This window comes from Microbulbifer mixtoriginis (SeqCode) (assembly GCF_052467705.1).
Map to the genome: position 1 here is coordinate 2,559,386 of NZ_CP174322.1, position 23,726 is coordinate 2,583,111.

Below are 23,726 nucleotides of genomic sequence, written 5' to 3' on the forward strand. Positions count from 1 at the left end.
CGAAAATACTTGACCGATAAAAAGTGGGCGCGTAGTATTCGCGACCTCGGTGAGTAGCGCAGCCTGGTAGCGCACTTCGTTCGGGACGAAGGGGTCGGAGGTTCGAATCCTCTCTCACCGACCATTATTTAAAAAGCCCGCATGCTGCGGGCTTTTTTGTGTCTGTCAGCTTGCTTCTTTTCTCCTGAGTATTTCTAGCACCAACTTTCCACATGGTTCAAAAGCCTTATTAATAAACTCCGGTTATTGTGCTTGAGAATGGTCTGTACTTTTCCATTTTTTGCTCTTATGAGGCAGGGGTTAAGAGGGTGCCCCACATGTAGATGAAGGTATTTTCGCGAGCCCCTAAAGCGAAATGGCTCCATACTTCTCGCGCTTCAAAAATGCAGAGTGGCCTGTTGGGTATCCTAAGAAGAAAACTGCCAGCTTATGTCGGCGAGATCGCCAAATAGGTAGCGATTGTCTTTGTGGATTAGAAGGGACTATTCACCCGTGGAAATCCTGAAGCTATTTATTAGATTTTCAGGTAAAAAGGTTACGCCGCTCATTCCCGGCTGGGCTATCTCTACCGATACAATGAGTGGCGCTTTCTTGTCTGGCTTTCGTTATAACCTTTCGACTTAGCTTTTAATTTGTCGAATGAGGCCTTCTTGTGCGGTAGAGGCTACCAACACGCCATCGCGGGTATAGATCTGGCCGCGGGTAAATCCACGTGCACCACCGGCAGACGGGCTATCAGTGACGTACAAAAGCCATTGATCGAGACGGAAGTTGCGATGAAACCACATGGCATGGTCAACGCTGGCTGGCATCAGGTGTGGATCGAATAGGGAAATATCATGTGGCTGCAGAGAGGTGCCCAGTAGTCCCATATCAGAGGCATAGCAGAGTGCTGCTCGGTGCTCGATAGGGTCATCAGACATTTCGCCCTCTGCACGCAACCAGAACATACACTTGGCTTCTCGAGTTTCGGCACCAAAGTAGCTTTGTGGATCTACTGGGCGGAAGTCGATCATATAGCGGCGCTGGTCATACTGCGGGCTAACGAGGCCAGCCTCCAGAGCCAGTTCCTGAGTGTTTTTTAAGCTTTCTGGGTCAGGTATGTCCACAGCAGGCATGTCGGCCTGATGGTCGAAACCAGGCTCCTGGATCTGGAAAGAGGCCGACATGTTAAAGATCGCGCGGCCGCGCTGTTTGGCCACAACGCGGCGGGTGGTAAAGCTGCCCCCGTCACGTATTGGGTCCACCTCATAGATTACCGGTAGCTCGCTTGATCCAGGGCGTAAGAAATAGGCATGTAGGGAGTGTGGCAGGCGATCCTCGACGGTACGGGCGGCGGCCATCAGGGCTTGGCCAAGCACCTGGCCCCCAAAGAGTACTTTTCGATAATTTTCGACGTGATGGCGACTGCGAAAGAGGTGGCGATCCAGCTCTTCGACGTCGAGAAGTTTGCTCAGCTTTTCCAACATGGACGACTCTACCTGTTACCTATAAGTGATAGTCGGGTTTGCCTGGGCTGGCATTGGAGGTCTGCCCAGAAGAGCGATAATAACAGTAGATGACGTAAAGGCCATTATTAGTCATTAATTTTGCATCAAGTTTCATTGGTGGCTGATGGTTCACTTAGTTGGGCGCTTTGCGTTAGCAATGTGATGTCATTCATGGCGAAAATGATGGCTAACTTGGACCTTAAATGTCGTATTAGGACAAAATTTAGGCGGGCTGCTCTCTCTTTGGGCGTATTTTCTAGGCTAATTTCCCGATTCTCTTTTCCAAGCGACTCGAATTGCCTATCATTCATGAATGAATAGTCAATTTCAGTCCCCAACATTACGGGCAGAGAAGGTCGGAAGTATGGATAAGGCAAAAGAGAAGGTTCAGAGGTTTCGCGCGCGAGAGCAGCGCATCCTGGATGCGGCTCTGGAGCTTCTGCTGGAGCATGGTGAAGAGAAAGTCACGGTTGAGCAGATTGCTGAGCGTGTAGATATAGGCAAAGGCACCATCTACAAGCACTTTATCTCTAAAACAGAAATCTATATGCGGCTGCTGATGGACTATGAAAAGTCCCTGGCAGAGCGCCTGAAGATCGCAGTAGAGAATGCAGAGAAAGGCGACATTACCGCGCCCGCCCGTGCCTACTTTGAGTCCCGTATGGCTGATCCTGGTAAGGATCGCCTCTTTCAGCGCTTGGAAGAAAAGATTATCTCTCTCAATTTGGCGCCTGAGATGATCTCCGAATTACACGCTATCCGTAACTCCAACACCTCGGCTTTAAACCGAGTATTTGAGCGCAGGATAGAGCAGGGGATGCTGAAAAAAGTGCCTGCCTATTTCTATTACTCCACTTACTGGGCCCTAGTGCAGGGCGCAGTAGAGCTCTATCACTCCAAATCCTTTGCCGATGTGATCGAGGATCGTGAGGGATTGATGGAGTTTATTATGGATGTGGGTGTACACATTGGTGATACCTCACAGCGTAAACCCATGGAGAGCGGCCATTCTGGCGACACGGCGGGGTCCTCCTTTGGCTGAGCCACTTTTTCAGCAACTGCAAAAGTTGCAAAAGGAGTTCCACGGGCACCCACCGGTTGACCGGTGGGACCCGGATTTCTGTGGCGATATGGATATGGTGATCAAGAGTGATGGTCGCTGGATTCATGAAGGAACCGAAATCCGCCGCCAGCCACTGGTGAAGTTGTTTGCTAGCATTCTGAAGAGGGAAGGGGATGAGTACTTTCTGGTCACTCCTGTCGAAAAGCTGCGAATACAGGTTGAGGATGTCCCCTTTGTAGCTACTCAGGTTGCGCGCAGTGCCTCAGAGGGTGAGGAGCAGCGGCTATTATTCACTACGAGTGTGGGCGATGTCATCGAGCTGAATCAAGGTAGCAATTGGCAGCTTCAAGAATTCGGCACACCTGCGCAGCCAGTCCCCTACGTAGAAGCCCGAAATGGCCTAATGGCCAGGGTGTCCCGTGATGTCTTCTACCAGCTGGTAGATTGGGCAGAAGAGAGAAGGCTGGGGGAAAATGGTTCTGGGCAGCTGTTTATACGCAGTGCGGGTGGTGAATTTCTTTTGGGTTCTTATTAGCAAGCGCCCTTTTCTAAACCTGGGGTTGTTTTCTATTCCCCCAGGTTTATCTAACTATTTAGATAAGCCCCTCTTGAAATCGCCTTTAACGTAAGTTCTCCCTAGATTCATAACTTTCCATATTTTTTTGAAGTCTTTGTAGTCTTGTGCAAATTGGCAAGATTTAATGGTTTTTATATTTCTTTCATTTTTCTGAAAGCGTATGTAAATCCAAGGGAAATAAAAAATACAATTAAATGTAAAGTTCAAGTTTCTAGTGCAAAAATTACTGAAAACATATAAAAAGTTAACAAATTCGCAACACGCCGTTTCTACACTCCCCTTCGTCCTATTCGCTTAGGCGTAAAAACAAACATAGTGTTCAGGCAGTCAATTATTTGATTTCAAGTTTTTACCTGTAAGTAAAATCTGAGGTCAATATTCATAGGCTGCTCATATTTTGGATATTAATTCCTTTAGGGGGGGGTATGAAGCGTATACAAAATCGAGTTGTCCTGGCTGCTGTAATTGCGGCTTTATTGGCGGGTTGTGATGGTGGTGGTGTCAGTGTTGAGCCTAAGACCGTAGATAATTCAGTAGATAACTCTGTTGATAATTCTGGAAGTGGTTCTTCAGAAAACCCCTGTGCAATTATCGAAAGTTCGGGCGTGCAAGGTACCTACGAGAGTGGTAACTGCCGATATGGAACCGATTTTGTTTCTGCATCCAATCCTTTAATTGAAGATTTGTACCTCCCGGCGCTTTCAGAAGGTGGAGCCCATATTTTTGATGGTAGTCTTTTTGTTGGTGAAAATTTCTCTAGTGATGCCGACTTGCAGGCCGCTGGTATCACCAAGGGTGGAGATAGCGTAAAGCTGGAGATACAGGCTGGGACAACCGTTGCGTTCAAGGATAACTCGGCTTTTATGGTCGTGAATCGTGGCTCGCAAGTTTTTGCCCGTGGTACTGAATCCGCACCAATTACCTTCACTTCTGAAACTGATGTTCGCGGCACTGTGGCTGCTGATGCAGTATCCCAGTGGGGTGGAATGGTTATCAATGGTTTTGGTGTTACCAATAAATGTAAATATAAAGGCTCTATTGGCAGCGGAGATTTGGTCTTGGATGGAGAGTGTCATGTTGCTGCCGAGGGGTCTACTGACGATAACACTTCATACTACGGCGGCGACAACAATGCGGATAACTCTGGTGAGCTTTCCTATGTCGTCGTAAAACATACTGGAGCCTTGGTCGCTAGTGGCGATGAGCTCAATGGTATCTCATTTGATGCGGTTGGAAATGGGACTGTGGTAAACAATTTGCAGGCTTATTCCACTTTTGATGATGGGATTGAGTTCTTTGGTGGTGCGGTAGATATTAATAATTATGTTGCTCTTTATGTGCGAGATGACTCAATCGATATTGACGAGGGTTACCGCGGAAGTATCACCAATGCCCTGGTGATTCAGAGTGAAAATGATGGCAACCACTGTATTGAGGCAGATGGAATCGGTTCTTATAAAGACACGATTGATTACACCGCACTGATTAATCAAGGGCTTAACAGTCGCCCTATGATTGATGGTCTGACTTGTATCGTTTCTGCTCAAAAAGAAGGTACGCATGATCCGGGTGCTGGGTGGCGCTTGCGTGAGGGTATTTACCCAATGATTACTAACTCAATAATCGTTGCCTCATTTAAAGCTGACGAAACGGCTGATGATGGTAGCAACTACTGTTTACGTATGGAGAGTGCTCAAACCCGTAACGAAGCGACCTCCGGAAAAGAGCTAGCCCTGACCTCAAACATTTTCGCTTGTGAAGATCGCACTAAAACCGACGAAGCTTCATTCGATTTAGTGGCCTGGGCTGAAGATAACGGTAACCAGTTTGCCCCGATTTCTGGTGCGGTGAGCCCAACCATCGGTATTGATACCAATTTTATTTTGCTAGACGGAGCCCCTGCAATCTATACGGTGGCTGCTGATCAACAGCGCATCAATGATGCCGTGCCTACTGTAACTGCGTTTGAACGCGCATACTTGGGTGCCCTCGATATAAATGGCACTGACTGGACTCAAGGTTGGACTTATGGCCTTCACCAGGGCAACCGTGCACAGCCTCTCTGGTTTGAATAATTAGCTTTAGGGATTGTTAGGAGTATTTCTCCTGAACCTGCAGGGCGCCGCCTTCGCTGATGGGGTTGGCGCCCTGTTTGGTTTTGATACCCCAAAATAGGAATGATAAGAGGCCCGTGTAATGGCTAAATATGAAAATTTCCAGAGACTGCCGTTGGTAATGGCTATTACCGCGGCCTCTGCTATGGCTCCTGGTGTATTTGCCCAGGATGCGGATTTGGTGGAAGAAAGCACTGGTACAGCACAAGGGATTGAAGAAGTGGTAGTTCAGGGGCGTTTGCGGGACTCCGCAGAGGCCCTGGTCAGTGAGCGCCTGGAAGAAGAAGTGGTCACCGATATCCTTGGTGCCGAGATGATCGGTCGGGTAGGGGATTCTACAGTGGCGGCTGCGTTGCGCAGGGTGTCAGGACTGTCGCTCGTGAGTGATAAGTTCGTCTATGTACGTGGATTGGGGGAGCGTTACTCAAGTACCACGCTAAATGGTGCGATAGTGCCCTCACCGGACCTGACCCGAAATGTAATCCCCCTCGATTTATTCCCTACTTCTATAGTGGATTCCCTGGCTGTTCAGAAGAGTTACTCTGCTGATCAGGCTGCTAGCTTTGGCGGTGGCAATGTGGATATTCGCACAAAGGGAATTCCCGATGATCTGACTTATTCTGTAGAGTTAGGCACAGGAAGCAATACGGAAACCAGCGGTGAGGTTCTGAGTTATCAGGGTGGGGATGATGATATCTTCGGAACTGATGATGGTACCAGGGCACTCCCAGGAGAAATATCTGCAGCGCTAAAACGCTTTAGGGGAGGCTTGGGTATCTCCGATATCAGAAAAGTTCTGGTCGAGGAGGGAAATCAGTATGCCAGTGAGCAGGAGGCCGATGATGCAGCTCAAGCGCTAAATCGTGAACTGGCCTTAAATCTCAATCGTGATATTTCTATCGAAGAGGATTCCAGTGATTTGGATGGGGATGTGAAAGCGAGTGTAGGCAATCGTTTTTCCCTCAATGATCATTGGGAGTTGGGGTTTCTGGCTGGAGCTTCTTATAAAAATAAGTGGAGGGAGTCTGAGAGAACCCTACGCAATTTTGGTGCCCCCAAAGAGCAATTGAATAATCGTAACAAGTCAACTTATTCAGTGGATATCAGTGGGAATTTAAATTTAGGTATACGCTTTGCTGATGAGCATGTGATTGAAACTACGAGTATATTCCTGCGCAATACTGATGATGAAACCTCTATTACTGATTACTTTAATGAGAATCGACAGGTGTCGGACGGTTCTGGTTATCGTGAGTATTTGCTGAAGTATGAAGAGAGAGAGCTAGCCCTGAATCAGGTCAAGGGCAGTCACTCTCTGGGGCCTGAGACCAAAACTCTTATGCCCTTTGACCTCCTCAATTGGGTTCCGGAAGAGGTGGTTGTCGATTGGTTTTATTCGGATGCAACAGCGACCACAGATATCCCCAATCAGGTCGACGTCATTTCCGATACAGTTACTGATCCTACGACGGGTGAAGTGCTTAGCTCTAAGGTCAGTACGGGTTCTCGAAGTGCAGGTTTCCGATTTACAGAGCTTGAAGACGAAGTCAAAAATTACGGTTGGTCAGTCAACTTGCCTCTAGAATTTTCATTTTCAAGTTTGGAGTTGACGGGCGGCTTCGCGAGGATGGAGAAGGGGCGCTCATACAAGCAAACTGAGCTGCGCCTAGATATCTTCAGTGTGGCTACTGAAGATGTACTCGTTGGCCCGCTGGGCGAGGTATTTGGTGATGAAAATATCACCAACAATGGAAATGACTACGTTTTCGACTTGGCGGGAAGTAACAAGCAAAGCTATTTAGCAGCTACGGCTACAGATGCAGTATTTGGTAAATTCGATTGGACATTATTTGAAACCTGGCGAATTTCGGCTGGGGCGCGCTGGGAGGATTACAGTCAAGTGGCACTTGAGTGGAATCCTTATGGCTACACCATAGATGACCCTCAAGTAATAACTGACCCGAAAGAACTGCTGGAAGCCGTATATTCTGAAGATGACATTTATCCATCTTTCTCACTGACTTATATGGGAGAGTTTTGGACGGAGACTTTTCAGCTTCGTTTTGGAGTCTCAAAGACAGCTGTACGGCCGGATCTTCGTGAAATTACCGATGCGTATTATATCGATCCTATTACTGGAGAGCAGGTCAAAGGTAACCCCAGTGTTCGTCCCTCTGAAATCCATAATTATGATCTGCGTGCCGAATGGTTCTTCGATAGTGGGGACAACTTAACGGTTTCCGCTTTTTATAAGGATGTTATTGACCCCATAGAATTTTTTGAAGCGGCTTCCAGTGATACCAATGTAGCCAGGGAAATTATTAATGCCGAGTCTGGAGAAATTACCGGTATTGAAATCGAGGGCATGAAGCAGCTCGGCTTCCTGGGTGACTCGATGGAGAGTTTCTTTGTGCAGGGCAACGTCACTTTGCAGGAGACGGAATTGGTTGCGGGGGGTGAGGCTGATGCGCCTACGAATCCTGAGCGGGAAATGACGGGGGCTTCGGAGTTTGTCGTGAATATGCTTTTGGGCTTTGATAGTCCTGATGGCAACCATTCGGCAACATTGGGGTATAACGTATTTGGTGAGAGGTTGCATCTCGCCGGCCGTAAACTCGATCCAGACTCATATGAACAACCTTTTCATTCTTTGGATTTGACTTACTCCTGGTATCCCATCGAAGAAGTGACAATAAAAGCCAAGATGCAAAATTTGTTGGATGAGTCTATCGAGATTGAGCGTGATGGCGTCATCGTATTCGAAGAGAAGCTTGGCCAATTCTTTGCCTTAAGTGCTCAGTATAAATTCTGATTTTCTGCCTGCTAAATCCTGCTTCCGACTTCTGGGAGCAGGAGTTCATCTGGTTTTGCGTTCTTAGAAGAGCGCTGACTAATAACGCGGATACAAAAATGGCGCCCGAAGGCGCCAGAAAGCAAACTGCTTACATATTTGGGTAGTTGGGGCCGCCGCCACCTTCTGGAGTAACCCAGACAATATTCTGGGTTGGGTCTTTGATGTCACAGGTCTTACAGTGCACACAGTTCTGTGCATTTATCTGGAAACGTTTGCCGTTGGTATCTTCAACCACTTCATAAACGCCTGCAGGGCAGTAACGCTGAGCCGGTTCATCATAAATCGGCAGATTGTGGTTAAGCGGAATCTCCGGATCCTTCAGGGTTAGGTGACAAGGCTGGTCTTCCTCGTGGTTGGTGTTAGAAATAAACACAGAGGAGAGCTTGTCAAAGCTGAGTACGCCATCGGGCTTGGGGTAATCAATTTTTGCGCAGTCCGCAGCCGGTTTCAGTTGTGCATGGTCAGCTTTGGTGTCGCGCAGGGTCCAGGGCAGCTTGCCTTTGAAGATATTGATATCGACAAATGCGTAAGCTGAACCGAGGATGTTGCCCCACTTGTGTTGTGCCGGGCCGAAGTTGCGCTGCATATGCAGCTCTTTCCAGGCCCAGCTGTCACGATACTTGGTGGTGTAGTCGGTCAGCTCTTCACTGTTGCGCTCTGCGGCAAGGGCTTCCACTACGGACTCAGCGGCGATCATGCCGGACTTCATCGCGGTATGATTGCCCTTGATTTTGGCGAAGTTCAGGGTGCCGGCGTTGTCGCCGATCAGCAGGCCGCCAGGGAAGGTCATCTTCGGCTGAGATTGCAGTCCACCTTTAACAATGGCACGTGCACCGTAAGCGACACGCTGACCACCGTCCAAGTATTGTTTGATTACCGGATGATGTTTGTAACGCTGAAATTCGTCAAAGGGGCTTACGTGTGGATTGCTGTAAGCGAGATCGGTAATTAGGCCAACCACAACCTGGTTGTCTTCCAGGTGATAAAGGAAACCACCACCGTGGGTGCCGCTTTGCTCCAAAGGCCAGCCTGCTGTGTGAACTACCAGGCCTTGCTGGTGTTTGTCCGCAGGAACTTTCCAGATTTCCTTAACGCCAATGCCGTAATGTTGCGGATCGGCATCTGCATCCAGCTTGAAGCGCTCAATCAGTTGCTTGCCCAGATGGCCGCGACAACCTTCGGCAAAAAGAGTGTACTTGGCGTGCAGCTCCATGCCTGGCATATAGGAGTCTTTCTGCTCACCATTTAAGCCAATACCCATATCGCCGGTGGCAATACCTTTTACAGAGCCATCTTCGTTGTACAGAACTTCTGCAGCGGCGAAGCCGGGGAAAATCTCCACCCCCAGGTTCTCTGCCTGCTCGGCCAACCAGCGGCAAAGATTACCGAGGCTGATAATGTAGTTGCCCTCATTGTGCATGGTGCTTGGCACAAACATGTTGGGCACTTTGATGGAATTCTCATCGCTGCGCAGAACGTAGATATCGTCGCCCTTGACCTCTGTGTTCAGCGGGGCGCCGCGCTCTTTCCAGTCTGGGAATAGCTCATTTAGAGCAGTTGGCTCAAAAACTGCGCCGGAGAGAATGTGGGCGCCGACCTCGGAACCTTTCTCCACAACGCATACTGAGACATCTTCATTGAGCTGGCGAATACGGCAGGCCGCTGCCAATCCGGCCGGACCGGCACCCACGATCACTACATCGTATTCCATTGATTCGCGTTCCACGGCACTCTCCTCAGCAGTTGTATTCAACTTTTTGCGGCCATTCCGGCCTTATCATTTATATAGAGGGCGGATTATATAGGCGTTTATTCAACCCTACCAATTGCATGACTATTCATTTGCTATGGCAAATGTGCTGTATTTCAACAGCTTAGGGAAGCTGAATAGATGGTCTCTATTTCCTGAAATAGATTGCATGAATGGCAGAAGTCACTTCTATTTGGCTATTGATTTTGCGGTATAGAACCGCCACCATACACGCCGTTCAAACACTTGTTTGACCAGAACACCGTATCCGTTCGCGATGAGAATCGTCAGTCGCGGCTGTTAAAAAGCATATTTGAGACGGGATTTCCATGAAAGTTCTTGTAGCTGTGAAACGCGTTGTCGACTACAACGTCAAGGTTCGCCCCAAGGCGGACGGCACTGACGTTGATACCGCCAACGTCAAAATGTCTATCAACCCCTTCTGCGAAATTGCAGTAGAAGAGGCGGTTCGCTTGAAGGAAAAAGGCGTTGTTAGTGAGATAGTCGCCGTTTCCATGGGTCCCAAGCAGAGCCAGGAGCAAATTCGCACAGCACTGGCGCTGGGAGCCGACCGAGGCATTCTGGTTGAGAGCGATGCCGAACTGCAGCCTCTGGCTGTGGCTAAGTGCCTGAAGGCGATTGTCGATAAAGAAGAGCCGCAAATGGTTATTCTCGGCAAGCAGTCTATCGATGGCGACAACAACCAAACTGGCCAGATGCTGGGTGCATTGACTGGTATGGGGCAGGGCACCTTTGCTTCCGAAGTGGTTGTAGAAGGCGACGCTGTGAAGGTAACCCGTGAAATCGATGGTGGCCTGCAGACTGTTGAGCTGAAGCTGCCAGCTATCGTGACTACCGACCTGCGTTTGAATGAGCCACGATATGCATCTTTGCCGAATATCATGAAGGCCAAGAAGAAGCCTCTCGATACTACTACTCCCGATGAGCTGGGTGTAGACATCGCTCCTCGCACTAAAACCCTGAAAGTCGAGCCACCAGCAGAGCGTCAGGCTGGCGTTAAAGTTGCCGACGTGGCGGAACTGGTAGAGAAACTGAAAAACGAGGCGAAGGTAATCTGATGAGCATCCTGGTTATTGCTGAACACGACAACGCCGAACTGAAGGGCGCTACGCTCAACACTATCGCCGCAGCTAAGGCTATCGGTGGCGACATCGCCGTCCTAGTCGCTGGCGCAGGCTGCTCTGCTGTTGCAGACGCCGCTGCTAAAGTTGATGGCGTTAGCAAAGTATTGCTGGCTGACAACGCTGCTTACGAGCACCAGTTGGCTGAAAACGTTGCCAAGCTGGTTGCCGATCTGGGTAAAGATTACGGCCATATCCTGGCGCCAGCCACCACTACCGGTAAAAACATGCTGCCGCGCGCCGCTGCGCTGCTGGATGTTCAACCGATCTCCGACATTATCTCTGTAGAGAATGCCGATACTTTCAAGCGTCCAATCTACGCTGGCAACGTTATCGCGACCGTGCAGAGCTCTGACGCCATAAAGGTGATTTCCGTTCGTACTACTGCTTTCGACGCAGTGGCTGCAGAAGGTGGAAGTGCAGCTGTTGAGGCTGTAGATATTGCCGATGACGCCGGTATTTCTTCTTTCGTAGGAGAAGAGCTTGCTAAATCCGACCGCCCTGAGCTTACTGCCGCTAGCGTGGTAGTTTCCGGTGGTCGGGGTATGCAGAATGGCGACAACTTCGAGATGCTATACAAGTTGGCAGACAAGCTGGGTGCGGCGGTTGGCGCCTCACGTGCTGCAGTAGATGCTGGATTTGTGCCCAATGATATGCAAGTTGGCCAAACCGGTAAGATCGTTGCTCCAGACTTGTACATTGCCGTTGGTATTTCCGGCGCAATCCAACATTTGGCTGGCATGAAGGATTCCAAGGTTATTGTGGCTATCAACAAAGATGAGGAGGCTCCAATCTTCTCCGTTGCTGACTACGGCTTGGTAGCAGATTTGTTTGAAGCAGTCCCCGAGCTGGAAGCAAAGCTGTAATTCCTGATTAGTATACTGATCAGTACTGGAAAAGGCGGCGTATTGCCGCCTTTTCTCATTTTTGGCTTCTGGACTACGGAACTAGTGTGCAAATTCGGGGACGAAGTGTTGGTTTGCAACGTTTAACTGGGCAGGAGCGTTGCCTTTCGAAGGCGAAGGCAACAAAATAGGCGTCAAAAACCAATAACCTAAGAAAGTTGAACTTGTATGTGGGTATGTTCATGTCCCCATTAAAGCGAGCCATTGGCTCAGTCGGTAAAGGCTTTAGCCAGGGCGATTCACGCAGATCGCTCTCTCGTGGCACCATGGCGGCATCTGCGGTGGGGTTGCTGTGGGTATCTGGCAATCTACTCGCCTATGGCTCTTTACTGATTCCAGCAGAGCCGGAAGAGTCTCTGCTGGCCGAGCGCAATGATAGTCGTGTGAGTGCCCCCCAGGCAGCTTCAATACCGAACACTCCCTTCTTTGGTTATGCCGAAGCCAAGAAACAAGAAGCTGTTCCCGAAGTTGATCTCTCCAACCTCCCTATAACCCAGCTGAACATCGTCCTCTCTGGCGTTTTGGATAATTCGGACAAGAGTAAAGCCAGCGCCCTGGTTGCCGAAAAAGGCAAGCCTGCAAAGCGTTTGTATGTGGGGGATTCCCTGCCTGGTGGCGCAGAACTTTATTCTGTTGAGGTAGACCATGTAGTTCTTCGTCGTAATGGCAGGATGGAAAAGCTGACATATCCCGAGATGGATGGCCGCCCCAATGTCCCGCTGAAAAACTACTCAAGCCTGTCACGCAAATCTAGGCAAAGTAGTAGTGCGGGAAGTTCCTCAAGACGTGAGGCAAGCCAGGAAAGTATTCGAGAGCGGATGGAAAAGCTGCGTGAACTGGCCCGTGAGCGTCGTGCTCAGCGCCAGCCCCAATAAAAACTGTCTAACTAGATTGTTTTGAGTTTTTTGAACATTTACTAGAGCCAGATAAATAATGATGAAGATGTTTTATCGACGGCTGATTGCGGTCGGGTTTAGTTTTTTTGTGTCTACTGCAACGCTGGCTCAGGGCCCGGAGAGAGTTACCCTTTCTCTCGACAATGCCGATGTTCGCGACCTGATTAACTGGGCAGCGGATTTCACCGGAAAAAATATAATTGTCCACCCCAATGTAAAGGGAAAAGTCACCGTTGTTGCCGGTGACCCTATGACACATGATGAAGCCTTCGATGTTTTTATGTCGGTGCTTCAAGTAAATGGTTTCAGCCTGGTAGAGCAGGGTGGTACCTGGAAAGTGGTACCCGATGCCCTTGCCAAGCAGCAGGCGATTCCGGTTGCTGATGAAAATACCCGTGCGCCGGCCGAATCATTAGTCGTTCGTACTGTTCGAGTTGAGAATATCTCAGCTTCCCAGTTGATCGCTATGTTGCGCCCGCTGATTCCTCAGACTGGCCACCTGGCAGCTTATGCTGATACCAATACCCTGATTATTGCTGATCGTGCGGCGAATATTGACCAGATTGTTCTCTTGGTAAAACAGCTCGATCGTGCGGGTGCCATCGATATTGAAGTGGTGCCACTGATGTTTGCTTCCGCCAAAGAAGTGAAGCAAATTCTCAATGACTTGTTGCAGGCGTCTGGTGGCAAGGGCGCTGGCCGGGAAGTTCAACCGTTGCGAATCGCAGTGGATGAGCGTTCCAATAGCGTTCTTTTGACCGGTGACCCAGTAACACGCCAACAGATCAGAACCGTTATTGCCCGCTTGGACCAGCCGCTGGATGGTGATGGCAATACGGCTGTGGTTTATGTTCAGTATGCCAATGCCGCCGACCTGAAGCCAATTCTGGAAGGCATGAGCGGTAGTATTCAGAATACAGAAAAAGACCAGCAGGCTGCGAACGTTGAAGTCAGTATTCAGGTCAACGAATCCCTCAATGCGCTGGTTCTCACCGCGCCTCCGGCACTACTGGAAACAATGAAAGGCGTGATTGCACGCCTGGATGTACGTCGTGCTCAGGTGCTGATCGAGGCAATTATTGTCGAGGTGAAAGAGGATACCAATAATAACCTTGGTATCAGCTGGATCACGGGTGATGAAAACCTTGTTGCCGGCTGGAACAACCTACCGGCTGAAGACGGAGATGGGAATATCAATCCGTTCTCCCTTCCTTTCACGAGTATCACTGGCGCGAATGCATTACATTTAGGCTATTTGAGTGGAAGTGATATCCGAGTTGCAGTGAATGCGCTTGCCACAGCGGGCAATACCAATATTCTGTCTACGCCGACCATTATGGCTTTGGATAACGAAGAGGCTGAAATCCTCGTCGGGCAGAATGTACCCTTTATTACTGGTGAGCAATTGTTGTCCGGTAGCAATGACGATCCTTTCACCACTATTCAGCGGGAAGATATTGGTACCACCCTCAAAGTCACTCCACGTGTAAATAACAATAACTCGGTAACTTTGGAAATTGAGCAGAAGGTTGAAAACCTGCTTTCCGCTGCAGCTGATGCCGCTGTGGGTGCCTCGGACATCGTTACTAGTAAACGTGAAATTCGCACCAAGGTATTGATTGATGATGGTGCGATTTTGGTTTTGGGTGGGCTGATAGAAGATAATGTTACTGACTCCGTGCAGAAAGTGCCTCTGTTGGGGGATATTCCAGGAATAGGGCGTCTGTTCCGAAACAATACCAAGAAAGTCGTAAAAACTAATTTGATGGTGTTCCTGAAACCCAAGATCCTGAGCACCCAGTTGGCTGGCTATGAAGAAACCCGCAAACGCTACATGGATATGCAGCAGAAGCAGATCTTCTTGAAAGACAGAACGAGCCTGCTGTGGGATTGGCACCGCGGTGATGCACTGCCTGACCTGATGCCGCCAACAGGAACTTATAACGAAAGCCCAGCGCCGGTAGATGGCTCTATCAATGCCGTTGACAACCTGGAAGACGCCCTAGAGGGAGTACCTGGCGAGGTTGAAGTGTTGGATGGTGAGGTTGAGGTGCTGGAGGTAGAAGAATCTAAATGACGGTTGATACAGGAACAGGGACTCCAGCAATTCGTCGCCTTCCATATGCTTTCGCTAAGCGCCATAAGGTCCTGCTAATGGAGCAGGAGGGGCGCCCGCTGTGCCAATACGTTGCACCGCTGAGCCCCTCTGCGATTGCCGAGGTGCAACGTATCAATGGTGGTGCGGTAAGCCTGGAGTCGGTGGAAGATGAAATTTTCCAGGTAGCCTTGCAGCGCCTCTACGAAAACCGTGAGGGGGGCAACCTCTCCGAAGTCGAGGGGCTGGGTGATGACTTGGATTTGGCCGCAGTTGTAGATTCGCTGCCGGAAACAGAAGATCTACTAGAGCAGGAAGACGATGCGCCCATCGTTAAGCTGATCAATGCGATTTTTGCGGAGTCCCTGAAACAGGGGGCTTCGGATATTCACATTGAGACCTTTGAAAAACGCTTGATTGTGCGTTTTAGGGTAGACGGCGTGCTGCGCGAGGTGTTGCAGCCTCGGCGCGCCCTGGCTCCGCTATTGGTTTCCCGTATCAAGGTAATGGCCAAGCTGGATATCGCTGAAAAGCGTATTCCGCAGGATGGCCGTATTTCGCTGCTGATGGCCGGGCGTGAAGTCGATGTACGTGTTTCCACCATGCCGTCCTCGGCAGGTGAACGGGTGGTGATGCGCCTGCTTGATAAGCAAGCAGGTAAAATGGACTTGTCCAAACTTGGCATGTCCGAGCGGGACCACAATGTCATGACTGAGCTTTTGGCTCACCCACACGGCATTATTCTGGTTACGGGCCCGACGGGCTCAGGTAAAACGACCACTCTCTATGCCGGCCTCGGCAGCATTAACAGCCGCGAAAAAAATATCCTGACGGTGGAAGACCCGGTCGAATACAACCTGGAAGGGGTTGGACAGACTCAGGTCAACACCAAGGCAGATATGACTTTTGCACGGGGCTTGCGCGCAATTTTGCGTCAGGACCCGGATGTGGTGATGATTGGTGAGATTCGAGATCTTGAGACTATGCAGATCGCCATCCAGGCGAGTTTGACAGGTCACTTGGTACTCTCAACCCTGCATACCAATACTGCACTTGGTGCTGTTACCCGTCTGATGGATATGGGCATCGAACCTTTCTTGCTGTCCTCCAGTTTGATTGGAGTTCTGGCACAGCGCCTGGTCAGGGTGCTTTGCCCTACCTGTAAGCAGCCCCATGTTCCCGATGAAGGGGAGAGGCTAGTGCTCGGCGTCGCTCCCGCTGAGGATGCTCTCATCTACCGCCCCAATGGTTGTGATGAATGTAACCATAGCGGCTATGTGGGCCGAATCGGTATTTATGAGTTGGTGCCGCTCAATGAAATTATGCGCCAGCTGATCCACGATCGAGCCTCCGAGAGCAAGCTGGTGGCAGAAGCACGTAAATTGGGGCCGAGTATCCGCGATGACGGTATTGCCAAGGTCCTGGCCGGCAGGACTTCCCTTGAAGAAGTCATGCGGGTAACCCAGGAGTCTTAATCGTGGCAGCGTTTGAGTACACAGCCCTCGCGGCATCCGGTCGAAAAAGCAAGGGAACCCTAGAGGCCGATAGTGCCCGTTCGGCGCGGCAGCAATTGCGTGCTAAAGGCATGGTGCCTCTGGATGTTACCCCTGCCGCCGAGCAATCTGAGAAGAGTGCTGGCGGTTTTATGTCCGGAAGTCCCGGGCTCAGCATTAAAAATCTGGCCCTGCTTACCCGCCAAATTGCCACTTTGTTGCGCGCCGGTATTCCGTTGGAGGAGACCCTAGGGGCAATTGCCAACCAGACTCGCAACCAGAAAATCCGGCGGGTAGTGCTGGCGGTGCGCGGAAAGATTTTGGAGGGCCACAGTTTTGCCCAGGCCCTTGGGTGTTTCCCCAAGGCTTTCCCCAAGCTCTACCGGGCTACCGTGGAGGCTGGTGAGCACTCCGGACACTTGGATGCGGTGCTGGAACGTTTGGGAGATTACACCGAGGGGCAGCAGCAGTTTCGTCAGAAAGTGCAATTGGCACTTATTTACCCCATGGTATTGGTCTTTATCTGTGTCCTCGTGGTTACTGGTCTGATGGTTTATGTGGTGCCGGATGTCATTGAGGTCTTCACCGGCACTGGACAAATTTTGCCGCTGCCCACTCGGATACTGGTCTCAATGAGTGACTTTATTGCCGCCTGGGGCTGGCTGGTGCCTCCAGCGCTAGGGGCCATTATTGCGGGTGTGGTCATTATGCTGCGCCGCCCGGCGATCAAATATAAGTTTCACCATCGCCTATTGGACCTGCCGGTAATTGGTTGGATGGTTCGCGGTGCGCAGTCTGCCCGTTATGTGGGAACCTTGGCGATCCTTACCGGTAGTAGTGTCCCACTGGTGCAGGCAATGGGTATTGCTCGCGGGGTAATGACCAATGAGTTCTTAAAGGATCGTCTGGAAACTGCACAGAAGACGGTACGTGAGGGCGGTAGTTTGCACCGAGCCATGGAAGATATTGGGTATTTCCCGCCAATGATGATCTACATGATCGCCAGTGGTGAGTCTTCTGGCACCCTGGACGAAATGCTGCAGAGGGCTGCGGAGTCCCAGGAGCAAGACCTTCAGGGGGCGGTGACTGCTTTTGTGAGCTTGTTCGAACCGCTGATGTTGCTTGTTATGGCCGCTATCGTACTATTTATCGTGATGGCCATCATGATGCCAATTATGAGCATGAACGAACTGGCTATGTAGAGTTCAAAGTAGTGAAGTCCACAGATTCAGGATGCAGGTTATTTAGGAGGGGAAGATGAAATCCTTACTAAACAGCCGTGGCTTTACCCTACGCGAGGCCTCAAGGGTACTTATTGGACTCGGCTTAGTAGGGGTGCTCGGCTTCTTACTGCTTTGAGAGTGTAGATAGATCTCTTTTTACAAAAACTGAATATTTTTAAATTGGGGCCACGATTCCCTTCGTGGCCCTGGGGGTTCCCAGCTTTCAGCTGAACTTGGAGAAAAAAATGCGAAACCTACGCAGAAGTGGTGGCTTCACCTTGATTGAAGTCATGGTGGTGATTGTGATCCTCGGTGTTCTCGGTGCCATGGTGGTTCCCAGTGTTTTGGGCAAAACTGGTGAAGCCCGTATGAAGGCCGCTCGCGTTGACCTTCGTGCTATCGAGACTGCCCTCGACATGTACCGCATGGACAACTTTGTTTACCCAAGTTCTGACCAGGGTCTGGAAGCTCTAGTTTCCCGTCCCTCCGGTTTTCCCGAAGCTAAAAACTGGACTGAACCTTACTTAAAGAAAGCACCCAAGGACCCTTGGGGTAATCACTACCAGTACATCAGCCCCGGCAGTGCCGGCGCATTCGATCTGTTCTCCCTGGGTGCGGATGGTAAGCCTGGTGGAGAGGGTGAAGCCGCCGATATTTTTGCCGCTGACCTGTAACTCGGTTCAATCAGCAATCGATGTATAGGCGATCAGCCCGCAGTAGGCTCAAGCGTAATCAGGGTTTCACGCTGGTCGAGATTCTGGTGGTGATTGTTATCATCGCCAGCTTGGCTGGCATGGCCATGATGTCCCTGGGCAGTTCCGGGGTGCGTGTTTGGGAAGGGGAGACTCAACGTCTCTCTGCCTTGTTGCAGCTTGTCGCGGACCGTGCCCTAATTGATAAAGCCCATTACGGCGTAGTGCTTGAACCCGAGTCTTATACGGTAGTGCGATTTGATCCCACTTCAATGACTTGGCAGGCTCCCGATATGGCTGCTGCCGGTCGGCGCAGCCAGCGATTTGCGGCTCATGAGCTTCCCGCTATCGTTCGTTTGGAGGTGCTTGAAGAGGCGGAACTGCCTTCCACCCAATCCACAGAGTTTGCTGAAGAGCAGAGCGATGAGGAAAAGATCAAGCCGCAGTTTGTCGCTTTATCGAGTGGTGAAGTTCTCCCGATCAAACTAGCCGTTTTTCTGGTCGAGGATGGTGACTTCTCTCGTGGCGCGACAATTTCTTACAGTAGCCTCTATGGCTTGCAGCTAGAGTGGCAAGCCGATGACCTTTAAGCGCAATTCCCTGGCCCGGCAGGGCGGTTTTACCCTGGTTGAGGTTTTGATCGCCCTGGTCATCTTTGGGGTTATTGCCGCCAGCGTATTGCGTACTATGCAGAGCAGCGTGCAGCGCCAAAGAGTTATGGAGGAGCGGCTCGCAGCTAACTGGGTCGCTCAACAGGTACTTTCGCAAATTAGAGTACAAACTCCCTGGCCTCCGATAGGTGAGAAAAAAGAGGAAATGTCCTTTGCGGAGAGAGACTGGGAAGTGACCGCAAAGGTAGAGGCAACCAGCGAAGAGCGCCTTCGCCATATCGTGATTCAAGTGGGTTACCCCGATGCCGAAAACCCAACTTTGACACTGGATGCCTGGGCGGCGCAGGAGTAGCTTCTATGCAGATTTCTCCAATAAAGGGCCAGTCAGGCTTTACTCTGGTTGAAGTGCTCGTCGTACTAGTGCTGGTGGCGATTATCAGTGTTGGTTCGTTTTCCCTTCTAGAAGTTTTCCATAATTCCGACAGTGTTGTTGAGCGTCGTGCAGAAGAGTTGCGCCGTTTTTCCATGGCTCTCTATCGTCTGGAGGAGGACCTACGCCAGGTAACAGCGCGACCGATTAAAAATGCCTATACGGGCTATGAACCCGCTTTGCGCGGTGATCAGGACGAATTCGAATTTACCCGCCTTGGGGCGGCAAACCTTATTGGTGAGCCTCGGGGTGAACTTCAGCGGCTGGGTTACAGTATCGGCTATCCAGAAGACGATGAGAGAAGCAGCTCCTTTACTGAAGAGGAAGATCCTGGGGCTTTGTTATTGCGCAGTCGCTGGCAAGTTTTAGACCGAGGTCCTGACTCGGAGCCAATTGTTGAACCTCTGCTCGCCGGTGTGGAGAGCCTGACTTTACAATATTTTGACCCTAGCTCAGATGCCTGGGTTGCCCAGTGGCCGCCAGCCGGTACTACAGCATCTACTACTAGTGCAGATAGCCGCCTGCCAAAGGCTATCGAGTTCGTGTTAATGACCCGTCAGTACGGTGAAATTCGCCGCGTCTTTTCCTTCTCAACTGTAGAGTTCAGCTCGTCTCCCAATGACCCTGGTGAGCGTGAGGATCCCACGGAAGATGACCCTGATAGAGGTGATGACGATGAGCGGCTCTAAGTCGATAAAGACTTTTCGCCGCCAGCGGGGTGTGGCCTTGATTACGGTTTTGCTTGTAATGGTGATTGCAATTGCCTTGGTCTCGCACGCCATTACCCGCGATCAGATTTCCATCACCCGAAGTGGTGCTCTTTTGGCCAATTCGCAATTAGCCGAGTTTGTTGCTGGGGCTGAGGCCTGGAGTAGGGTGGCGCTACTCAAGGATTATGAAGAGGATAAAGACGCTGCCCAACCTGCCGATCACGCTCTTGAGGCCTGGGCAGCACCGGCGTTGCAGTTCAATCCTGATAACGGAAAAATACGCATAAATATCAAGGACTTAAACTCTTGTTTTAATGTAAATAATCTTGTCGATAGCAGTAATGGCACCGATCAGTTTGATATTTTTCGCCGGCTGGTGAGCAATGTCACAGGAAAATCAGAGTTAGCCGGGACTATTGCCGACTGGATGGATGACAACGACACACCGCGTTCTTCAGCAACCGAGGATGATGGCTATCTCGGTAGGGATCTTTCCCATCGCACCCCAGATACCTTAATCAGTGATATATCGGAACTGTCTTCTGTACAGGGTATGGAGCCGGAAGACTGGCAGAAGCTGGCTCCATTCCTGTGTGCGCTGCCGGAGACTGGAAGCAAGATCAATATCAATCTGGCTTCTCAGGAGCTTTTGGAAGCGATGGACCCCTCTGCTAGCGTGAGTAAGTTGCTGCTGTTTCGAGAGTCTGGCGGCATCCTCAGCCAGTCGGGGGATTTGTCCTCTCATGGCTTCAACAACACCAACCAGTTTGTGTTTCATAGCCAGCACTTTCTGGCGCGTATTGCTGTCCAATTGGGAGATAGTGAAGACTACCGCCAGTATTGGGAGACGTCTCTATGGCTCGATGAGGGCGGGGACGGTGAAGTCAAAGTTGTACAGCGCCAGCGGCGCACTTTTTCTGGTGCAATGATGCAGGAATTACTCGACTACAAGGCACCGTAGCGAGTTTAGATAGTAGATAGCCAATAAGATTGTATGTTTAAAAAGAAAAGCGTAAATGAAATCGGCATGCCTGCAGTGCCACCCAAGCCAGCTTTGGTCTTGCTGCGGCTCTCTGAAACTGGCGCCGGTGGGCTCACCTTACATCAGTGGGAGAATGGCTCTTGGTGTGAAGCTGCTCTGGATGATGAATTCCTTTCAGCCTTCAATCCAGAGTTTGAGGCATCGGCTGTTCCCGACATCCACCCAGCGTTGAACTTGCCAGAGGGCAGCAAGGCGCTGCTACTTCTGCCTGGTAACTGGGTTTGGAGTGGCGTTGAATCTATCCCCAAGGCAGCTAGACGGCAGACCAACGCTATTGGCTATATGGTCGAAGAGCAGCTTGCGGAGGATGTAGAAGATCTGCATTTTGTCTGTGCGCCTCGCAATGGTGATATCTGTAGTATTTACGCGATTTCCAAAGACAAGATGGAAATTTTGCACAGTCAGGTGGAGCGACTCGGTTGGCCTTTGGCTGCGGCATTTCCAGAATATTTACTATTGGATCTACTCGATATTGACCTTTCCCTTTGGTTGGATGGAGAGCAGGCTCATTTTTGGCAGTCGACAGGGCAGGGATTGTCGATCCGCCGCGAATACCTCCAGCCTCTGTTAGGCTCCCTTCTTGGCGTAGATAATACTTCTGAAGAAGGTGCTGATGAGGAGGAAGGGGAAGAGGGCAAAGAGCTCCTATTACTGGGGGGCGGTGAAGAGGACGGTCTTGTTGTTGCCGAGCTGAAATCACTTTTTGCCGATCGCCTACAAGTCAATCAGCGCCCACCTGAAGAAGTTTTTCTTGAGCGTTATAAGCCCGGCAAACTTAGTAATTTGCTCAGTGGCGATTATCAATTAGCCAGCGGCAAAACTGAGTCGGTATGGTGGCTAAAGCCGGCCAAAGTAGCCGCTTTCTGTTTTGCCGCACAACTTCTGTTTTTTGTCGGTGCTGGGGCCTACTACCACTGGCAGGCTGAGCAGGCAGAAGAGCAGGCTAGAGCCATGTTCACAGAGATGTTCCCCAATGTACGTCCCTCGGCCCAGATGCGTAGGCAGCTAAATGGCTTCTTAAAAAATGCGGGGAATCAGGGCGGCGCCTTTACCACTCATATGCAGCAGCTCAGTAAGGTGTGGACTCAACAGCGAGGTAAAGAGTTGCAACTTCAATCACTTCGCTTTGATGGCCAGCGCGGTGAAATGGTATTGCAGCTTAAAGCACAGAACCTCTCAGATTTGGACACTTTTGTCAGCAAGCTGTCTGGCAATGGTTTGCGTGCAGATTTACTTGGTGCCAATGAGTTGAAGAAGGGCGTATCCGGGCGGGTGCGTGTGCGCTAGAGGCGCAAGGTATAAGGCGAAAGAATTCGGTATTTAAAGCAGAATGAAAGAACAAATCGAGCAGTGGAAACAGAAGTGGCAGGCGATGTCACCCAGTGATCAACGCGCCTTGAGCATCCTTAGTCTTTTTGCCGGGGCGCTTTTTATTGTCTATGGCCTTTACAGTCCGGCCAAAGGTTTTTTCGATGAGTCTCGCGCGCGAGCAGAGGAGTCACAGGAGCTGGTTCAGTGGATGGAGTCCCAGCGACCCGTGCTCTCCCGTGTTAAACCCAATAGTGGGGGCGGCAAAGCTTCCGGCACTTTGTTGCAGCGGGTAACTAATGCGGCCAAGCAAAACCGGGTCACGATTAAACGATTTGAGCCCGAAGGGGAAAATCGTATTCGTCTATGGGTTGAGGAGGTGCGCTATCAGGATCTTCAGCCATGGCTAAACCAGCTGATGAAAGAACAATTGGGTGTTCGCACCATCAACCTTGATGCCTTGCCGGAGCAGGGTATGGTTTCCGCTCGCCTGACTATTGAGGGCTAAAGGAGCCCTATCATTTTCTATAGAATTTGGAGAAGTCCGGATAAGATTAGGCTTCTCCTTATCAACCCATGTGTGTTCTGCAGATCACAAGCTCTTTACAATTATGTGCTCCTCCTTGCCCTGTAGCTGCATTTCTTTTTTACACCTTTTCAATAAACCCTAATTTAGCCAGAATTGTCGCCAAAAGCCCTATACTGAAGATGGGAAGTGGAAAAAGGTGCCACTATGCTTTTTAAAGATGTAACCACCAAGCACTTGGTTGAGGTGGCGGATGTTGTCACACTCTCGAATCCCTATGAGCTCACGGTAGTTGGCCGCTATCTGTGGGGGGAAGAGGTACAAGACCCAGAAGTTTTCGATAAAACAGACTTGTGTTTTCTGTCTGGTGAGCCACTACCAAGATGTTGGCACGATAGCCGCTATCGTGAAAAGGAAGTGCGTCGTTTGCGCTGTGGAACCCACGCGCAGGAAGATGGTGACTATTATCAGGGTGCTTGAACTGCCAGTCATGTTAATGGGTGAGCTGACCGACTGTATTCGGCCAAGTCTTACCTGTAGCTGTTAAGCGCTGTACAATGCGCGCCAATTTTTACAAGCGAAGATTTGCATGACTTTTGAGCAGTTTGAAGAGTATTCCCTGTGGTTGGGAATTGGCGCACTAATCTTATTTATGGTGTTTATCGTCTGGAACCTGGCCAAGGATTCTAAAGCGGGTAGGTTTGGCACCTTTATCCTGTTTCTGGCACTCGGTCTTGGACTGCTCGGCTTTATTATAAAAACAGTACTGGTTGAAGTACTTGGGATAGGCTAGGGGCCTCTATGT

21 protein-coding genes and 1 tRNA gene are annotated in these 23,726 nt (G+C 50.3%); 20 read left to right on the top strand and 2 right to left on the bottom strand.

The features are described from left to right. Window positions 1-47: 47 nt before the first annotated feature. Window positions 48-124, top strand: a tRNA-Pro gene (locus ACJJIB_RS11345). Window positions 125-620: 496 nt separating this feature from the next. Here ACJJIB_RS11345 and ACJJIB_RS11350 read toward each other — a convergent pair. Next, the gene (locus ACJJIB_RS11350) at window positions 621-1,469 is read right to left on the bottom strand and encodes an acyl-CoA thioesterase (protein WP_252085833.1); all 849 of its coding nucleotides are present in this window, start codon (window positions 1,467-1,469) and stop codon (window positions 621-623) included. Between the two features lie 385 nt (window positions 1,470-1,854). On the opposite strand from ACJJIB_RS11350, the gene ACJJIB_RS11355 reads away from it, so the two are divergent. The 4 genes from ACJJIB_RS11355 (at window position 1,855) to ACJJIB_RS11370 (ending at window position 8,056) form a co-directional block, all read left to right on the top strand. After that, on the top strand, window positions 1,855-2,532 hold the full coding sequence (locus ACJJIB_RS11355; protein WP_252085834.1) for a TetR/AcrR family transcriptional regulator: 678 nt from the start codon (window positions 1,855-1,857) through the stop codon (window positions 2,530-2,532). Next, window positions 2,525-3,088 (top strand): DUF1285 domain-containing protein, encoded by a 564-nt coding sequence (locus tag ACJJIB_RS11360; protein WP_444886117.1) that lies wholly within the window; start codon window positions 2,525-2,527, stop codon window positions 3,086-3,088. The genes ACJJIB_RS11355 and ACJJIB_RS11360 overlap by 8 nt, the downstream gene beginning before the upstream one ends. A 467-nt stretch (window positions 3,089-3,555) precedes the next feature. Next, entirely contained in the window at window positions 3,556-5,205 is a 1,650-nt protein-coding gene (locus ACJJIB_RS11365; RefSeq protein ID WP_444886118.1) for a beta-helix domain-containing protein, read from the top strand. Window positions 5,206-5,326: 121 nt separating this feature from the next. Next, window positions 5,327-8,056 (top strand): TonB-dependent receptor domain-containing protein, encoded by a 2,730-nt coding sequence (locus ACJJIB_RS11370; RefSeq protein WP_444886119.1) that lies wholly within the window; start codon window positions 5,327-5,329, stop codon window positions 8,054-8,056. 130 nt (window positions 8,057-8,186) lie between these two features. On the opposite strand, the gene ACJJIB_RS11375 is transcribed toward ACJJIB_RS11370, so the two are convergent. Beyond that, the gene (locus tag ACJJIB_RS11375; protein WP_444886120.1) at window positions 8,187-9,824 is read right to left on the bottom strand and encodes an electron transfer flavoprotein-ubiquinone oxidoreductase; all 1,638 of its coding nucleotides are present in this window, start codon (window positions 9,822-9,824) and stop codon (window positions 8,187-8,189) included. A 353-nt stretch (window positions 9,825-10,177) separates the two neighbouring features. On the opposite strand from ACJJIB_RS11375, the gene ACJJIB_RS11380 reads away from it, so the two are divergent. From ACJJIB_RS11380 to ACJJIB_RS11450, 15 genes are all read left to right on the top strand, one after another. After that, window positions 10,178-10,927, top strand: a complete 750-nt coding sequence (locus ACJJIB_RS11380; protein WP_444886121.1) for an electron transfer flavoprotein subunit beta/FixA family protein — start codon at window positions 10,178-10,180, stop codon at window positions 10,925-10,927. Further along, window positions 10,927-11,856: an electron transfer flavoprotein subunit alpha/FixB family protein gene (locus tag ACJJIB_RS11385; protein ID WP_444886122.1), complete on the top strand. Its 930-nt coding sequence runs from the start codon at window positions 10,927-10,929 to the stop codon at window positions 11,854-11,856. The genes ACJJIB_RS11380 and ACJJIB_RS11385 overlap by 1 nt, the downstream gene beginning before the upstream one ends. Before the next feature lie 221 nt (window positions 11,857-12,077). Then, a complete protein-coding gene (locus ACJJIB_RS11390) occupies window positions 12,078-12,770 on the top strand; it encodes a type II secretion system protein N (RefSeq protein ID WP_444884975.1) in 693 nt (230 codons plus the stop codon). Between the two features lie 58 nt (window positions 12,771-12,828). Then, complete coding sequence (gene gspD, locus ACJJIB_RS11395) at window positions 12,829-14,868, top strand: type II secretion system secretin GspD (protein WP_252085841.1); 2,040 nt, start codon at window positions 12,829-12,831, stop codon at window positions 14,866-14,868. Further along, the gene (gspE, locus tag ACJJIB_RS11400) at window positions 14,865-16,361 is read left to right on the top strand and encodes a type II secretion system ATPase GspE (RefSeq protein ID WP_444886123.1); all 1,497 of its coding nucleotides are present in this window, start codon (window positions 14,865-14,867) and stop codon (window positions 16,359-16,361) included. Before gspD ends, gspE begins: the two co-directional genes overlap by 4 nt. A gap of 2 nt (window positions 16,362-16,363) precedes the next feature. After that, window positions 16,364-17,581: a type II secretion system inner membrane protein GspF gene (gspF, locus tag ACJJIB_RS11405; protein ID WP_252085843.1), complete on the top strand. Its 1,218-nt coding sequence runs from the start codon at window positions 16,364-16,366 to the stop codon at window positions 17,579-17,581. A gap of 266 nt (window positions 17,582-17,847) precedes the next feature. After that, on the top strand, window positions 17,848-18,276 hold the full coding sequence (gene gspG, locus ACJJIB_RS11410) for a type II secretion system major pseudopilin GspG (RefSeq protein WP_252085844.1): 429 nt from the start codon (window positions 17,848-17,850) through the stop codon (window positions 18,274-18,276). 20 nt (window positions 18,277-18,296) lie between these two features. Next, the gene (locus ACJJIB_RS11415) at window positions 18,297-18,884 is read left to right on the top strand and encodes a prepilin-type N-terminal cleavage/methylation domain-containing protein (protein ID WP_252085845.1); all 588 of its coding nucleotides are present in this window, start codon (window positions 18,297-18,299) and stop codon (window positions 18,882-18,884) included. Then, a complete protein-coding gene (gene gspI, locus ACJJIB_RS11420) occupies window positions 18,874-19,257 on the top strand; it encodes a type II secretion system minor pseudopilin GspI (RefSeq protein ID WP_252085846.1) in 384 nt (127 codons plus the stop codon). Before ACJJIB_RS11415 ends, gspI begins: the two co-directional genes overlap by 11 nt. Window positions 19,258-19,262: 5 nt before the next feature. Then, complete coding sequence (gene gspJ, locus ACJJIB_RS11425; RefSeq protein ID WP_444886124.1) at window positions 19,263-20,024, top strand: type II secretion system minor pseudopilin GspJ; 762 nt, start codon at window positions 19,263-19,265, stop codon at window positions 20,022-20,024. Beyond that, window positions 19,987-21,006, top strand: a complete 1,020-nt coding sequence (gene gspK / locus ACJJIB_RS11430) for a type II secretion system minor pseudopilin GspK (RefSeq protein WP_444886125.1) — start codon at window positions 19,987-19,989, stop codon at window positions 21,004-21,006. Before gspJ ends, gspK begins: the two co-directional genes overlap by 38 nt. A 33-nt stretch (window positions 21,007-21,039) precedes the next feature. Beyond that, window positions 21,040-22,374 carry a type II secretion system protein GspL gene (gspL, locus tag ACJJIB_RS11435; protein ID WP_444886126.1) on the top strand — a complete coding sequence of 445 codons (1,335 nt, stop codon included), beginning with the start codon at window positions 21,040-21,042 and terminating at the stop codon, window positions 22,372-22,374. A gap of 43 nt (window positions 22,375-22,417) precedes the next feature. Beyond that, a complete protein-coding gene (locus ACJJIB_RS11440; protein ID WP_444886127.1) occupies window positions 22,418-22,903 on the top strand; it encodes a type II secretion system protein M in 486 nt (161 codons plus the stop codon). A 225-nt stretch (window positions 22,904-23,128) separates the two neighbouring features. Continuing rightward, window positions 23,129-23,401, top strand: a complete 273-nt coding sequence (locus ACJJIB_RS11445; RefSeq protein ID WP_252085851.1) for an acetyltransferase — start codon at window positions 23,129-23,131, stop codon at window positions 23,399-23,401. A gap of 109 nt (window positions 23,402-23,510) precedes the next feature. Further along, window positions 23,511-23,714: a DUF2788 domain-containing protein gene (locus ACJJIB_RS11450; RefSeq protein WP_252085852.1), complete on the top strand. Its 204-nt coding sequence runs from the start codon at window positions 23,511-23,513 to the stop codon at window positions 23,712-23,714. Window positions 23,715-23,726 lie beyond the last annotated feature (12 nt).

Coding starts and splice junctions, on each gene's coding strand:
- ACJJIB_RS11380 (WP_444886121.1), top strand. CDS start 10,178: ATGAAAGTTCTTGTAGCTGTGAAACGCGTTGTCGACTACAACGTCAAG.
- ACJJIB_RS11355 (WP_252085834.1), top strand. CDS start 1,855: ATGGATAAGGCAAAAGAGAAGGTTCAGAGGTTTCGCGCGCGAGAGCAG.
- ACJJIB_RS11440 (WP_444886127.1), top strand. CDS start 22,418: ATGAAAGAACAAATCGAGCAGTGGAAACAGAAGTGGCAGGCGATGTCA.
- gspJ (WP_444886124.1), top strand. CDS start 19,263: ATGCAGATTTCTCCAATAAAGGGCCAGTCAGGCTTTACTCTGGTTGAA.
- gspE (WP_444886123.1), top strand. CDS start 14,865: ATGACGGTTGATACAGGAACAGGGACTCCAGCAATTCGTCGCCTTCCA.
- ACJJIB_RS11365 (WP_444886118.1), top strand. CDS start 3,556: ATGAAGCGTATACAAAATCGAGTTGTCCTGGCTGCTGTAATTGCGGCT.
- ACJJIB_RS11415 (WP_252085845.1), top strand. CDS start 18,297: ATGTATAGGCGATCAGCCCGCAGTAGGCTCAAGCGTAATCAGGGTTTC.
- ACJJIB_RS11385 (WP_444886122.1), top strand. CDS start 10,927: ATGAGCATCCTGGTTATTGCTGAACACGACAACGCCGAACTGAAGGGC.
- gspD (WP_252085841.1), top strand. CDS start 12,829: ATGATGAAGATGTTTTATCGACGGCTGATTGCGGTCGGGTTTAGTTTT.
- ACJJIB_RS11350 (WP_252085833.1), bottom strand. CDS start 1,469: ATGTTGGAAAAGCTGAGCAAACTTCTCGACGTCGAAGAGCTGGATCGC.
- ACJJIB_RS11390 (WP_444884975.1), top strand. CDS start 12,078: ATGTCCCCATTAAAGCGAGCCATTGGCTCAGTCGGTAAAGGCTTTAGC.
- gspI (WP_252085846.1), top strand. CDS start 18,874: ATGACCTTTAAGCGCAATTCCCTGGCCCGGCAGGGCGGTTTTACCCTG.
- gspG (WP_252085844.1), top strand. CDS start 17,848: ATGCGAAACCTACGCAGAAGTGGTGGCTTCACCTTGATTGAAGTCATG.
- ACJJIB_RS11450 (WP_252085852.1), top strand. CDS start 23,511: ATGACTTTTGAGCAGTTTGAAGAGTATTCCCTGTGGTTGGGAATTGGC.
- gspL (WP_444886126.1), top strand. CDS start 21,040: ATGTTTAAAAAGAAAAGCGTAAATGAAATCGGCATGCCTGCAGTGCCA.
- gspK (WP_444886125.1), top strand. CDS start 19,987: ATGACCCTGATAGAGGTGATGACGATGAGCGGCTCTAAGTCGATAAAG.
- ACJJIB_RS11370 (WP_444886119.1), top strand. CDS start 5,327: ATGGCTAAATATGAAAATTTCCAGAGACTGCCGTTGGTAATGGCTATT.
- ACJJIB_RS11445 (WP_252085851.1), top strand. CDS start 23,129: ATGCTTTTTAAAGATGTAACCACCAAGCACTTGGTTGAGGTGGCGGAT.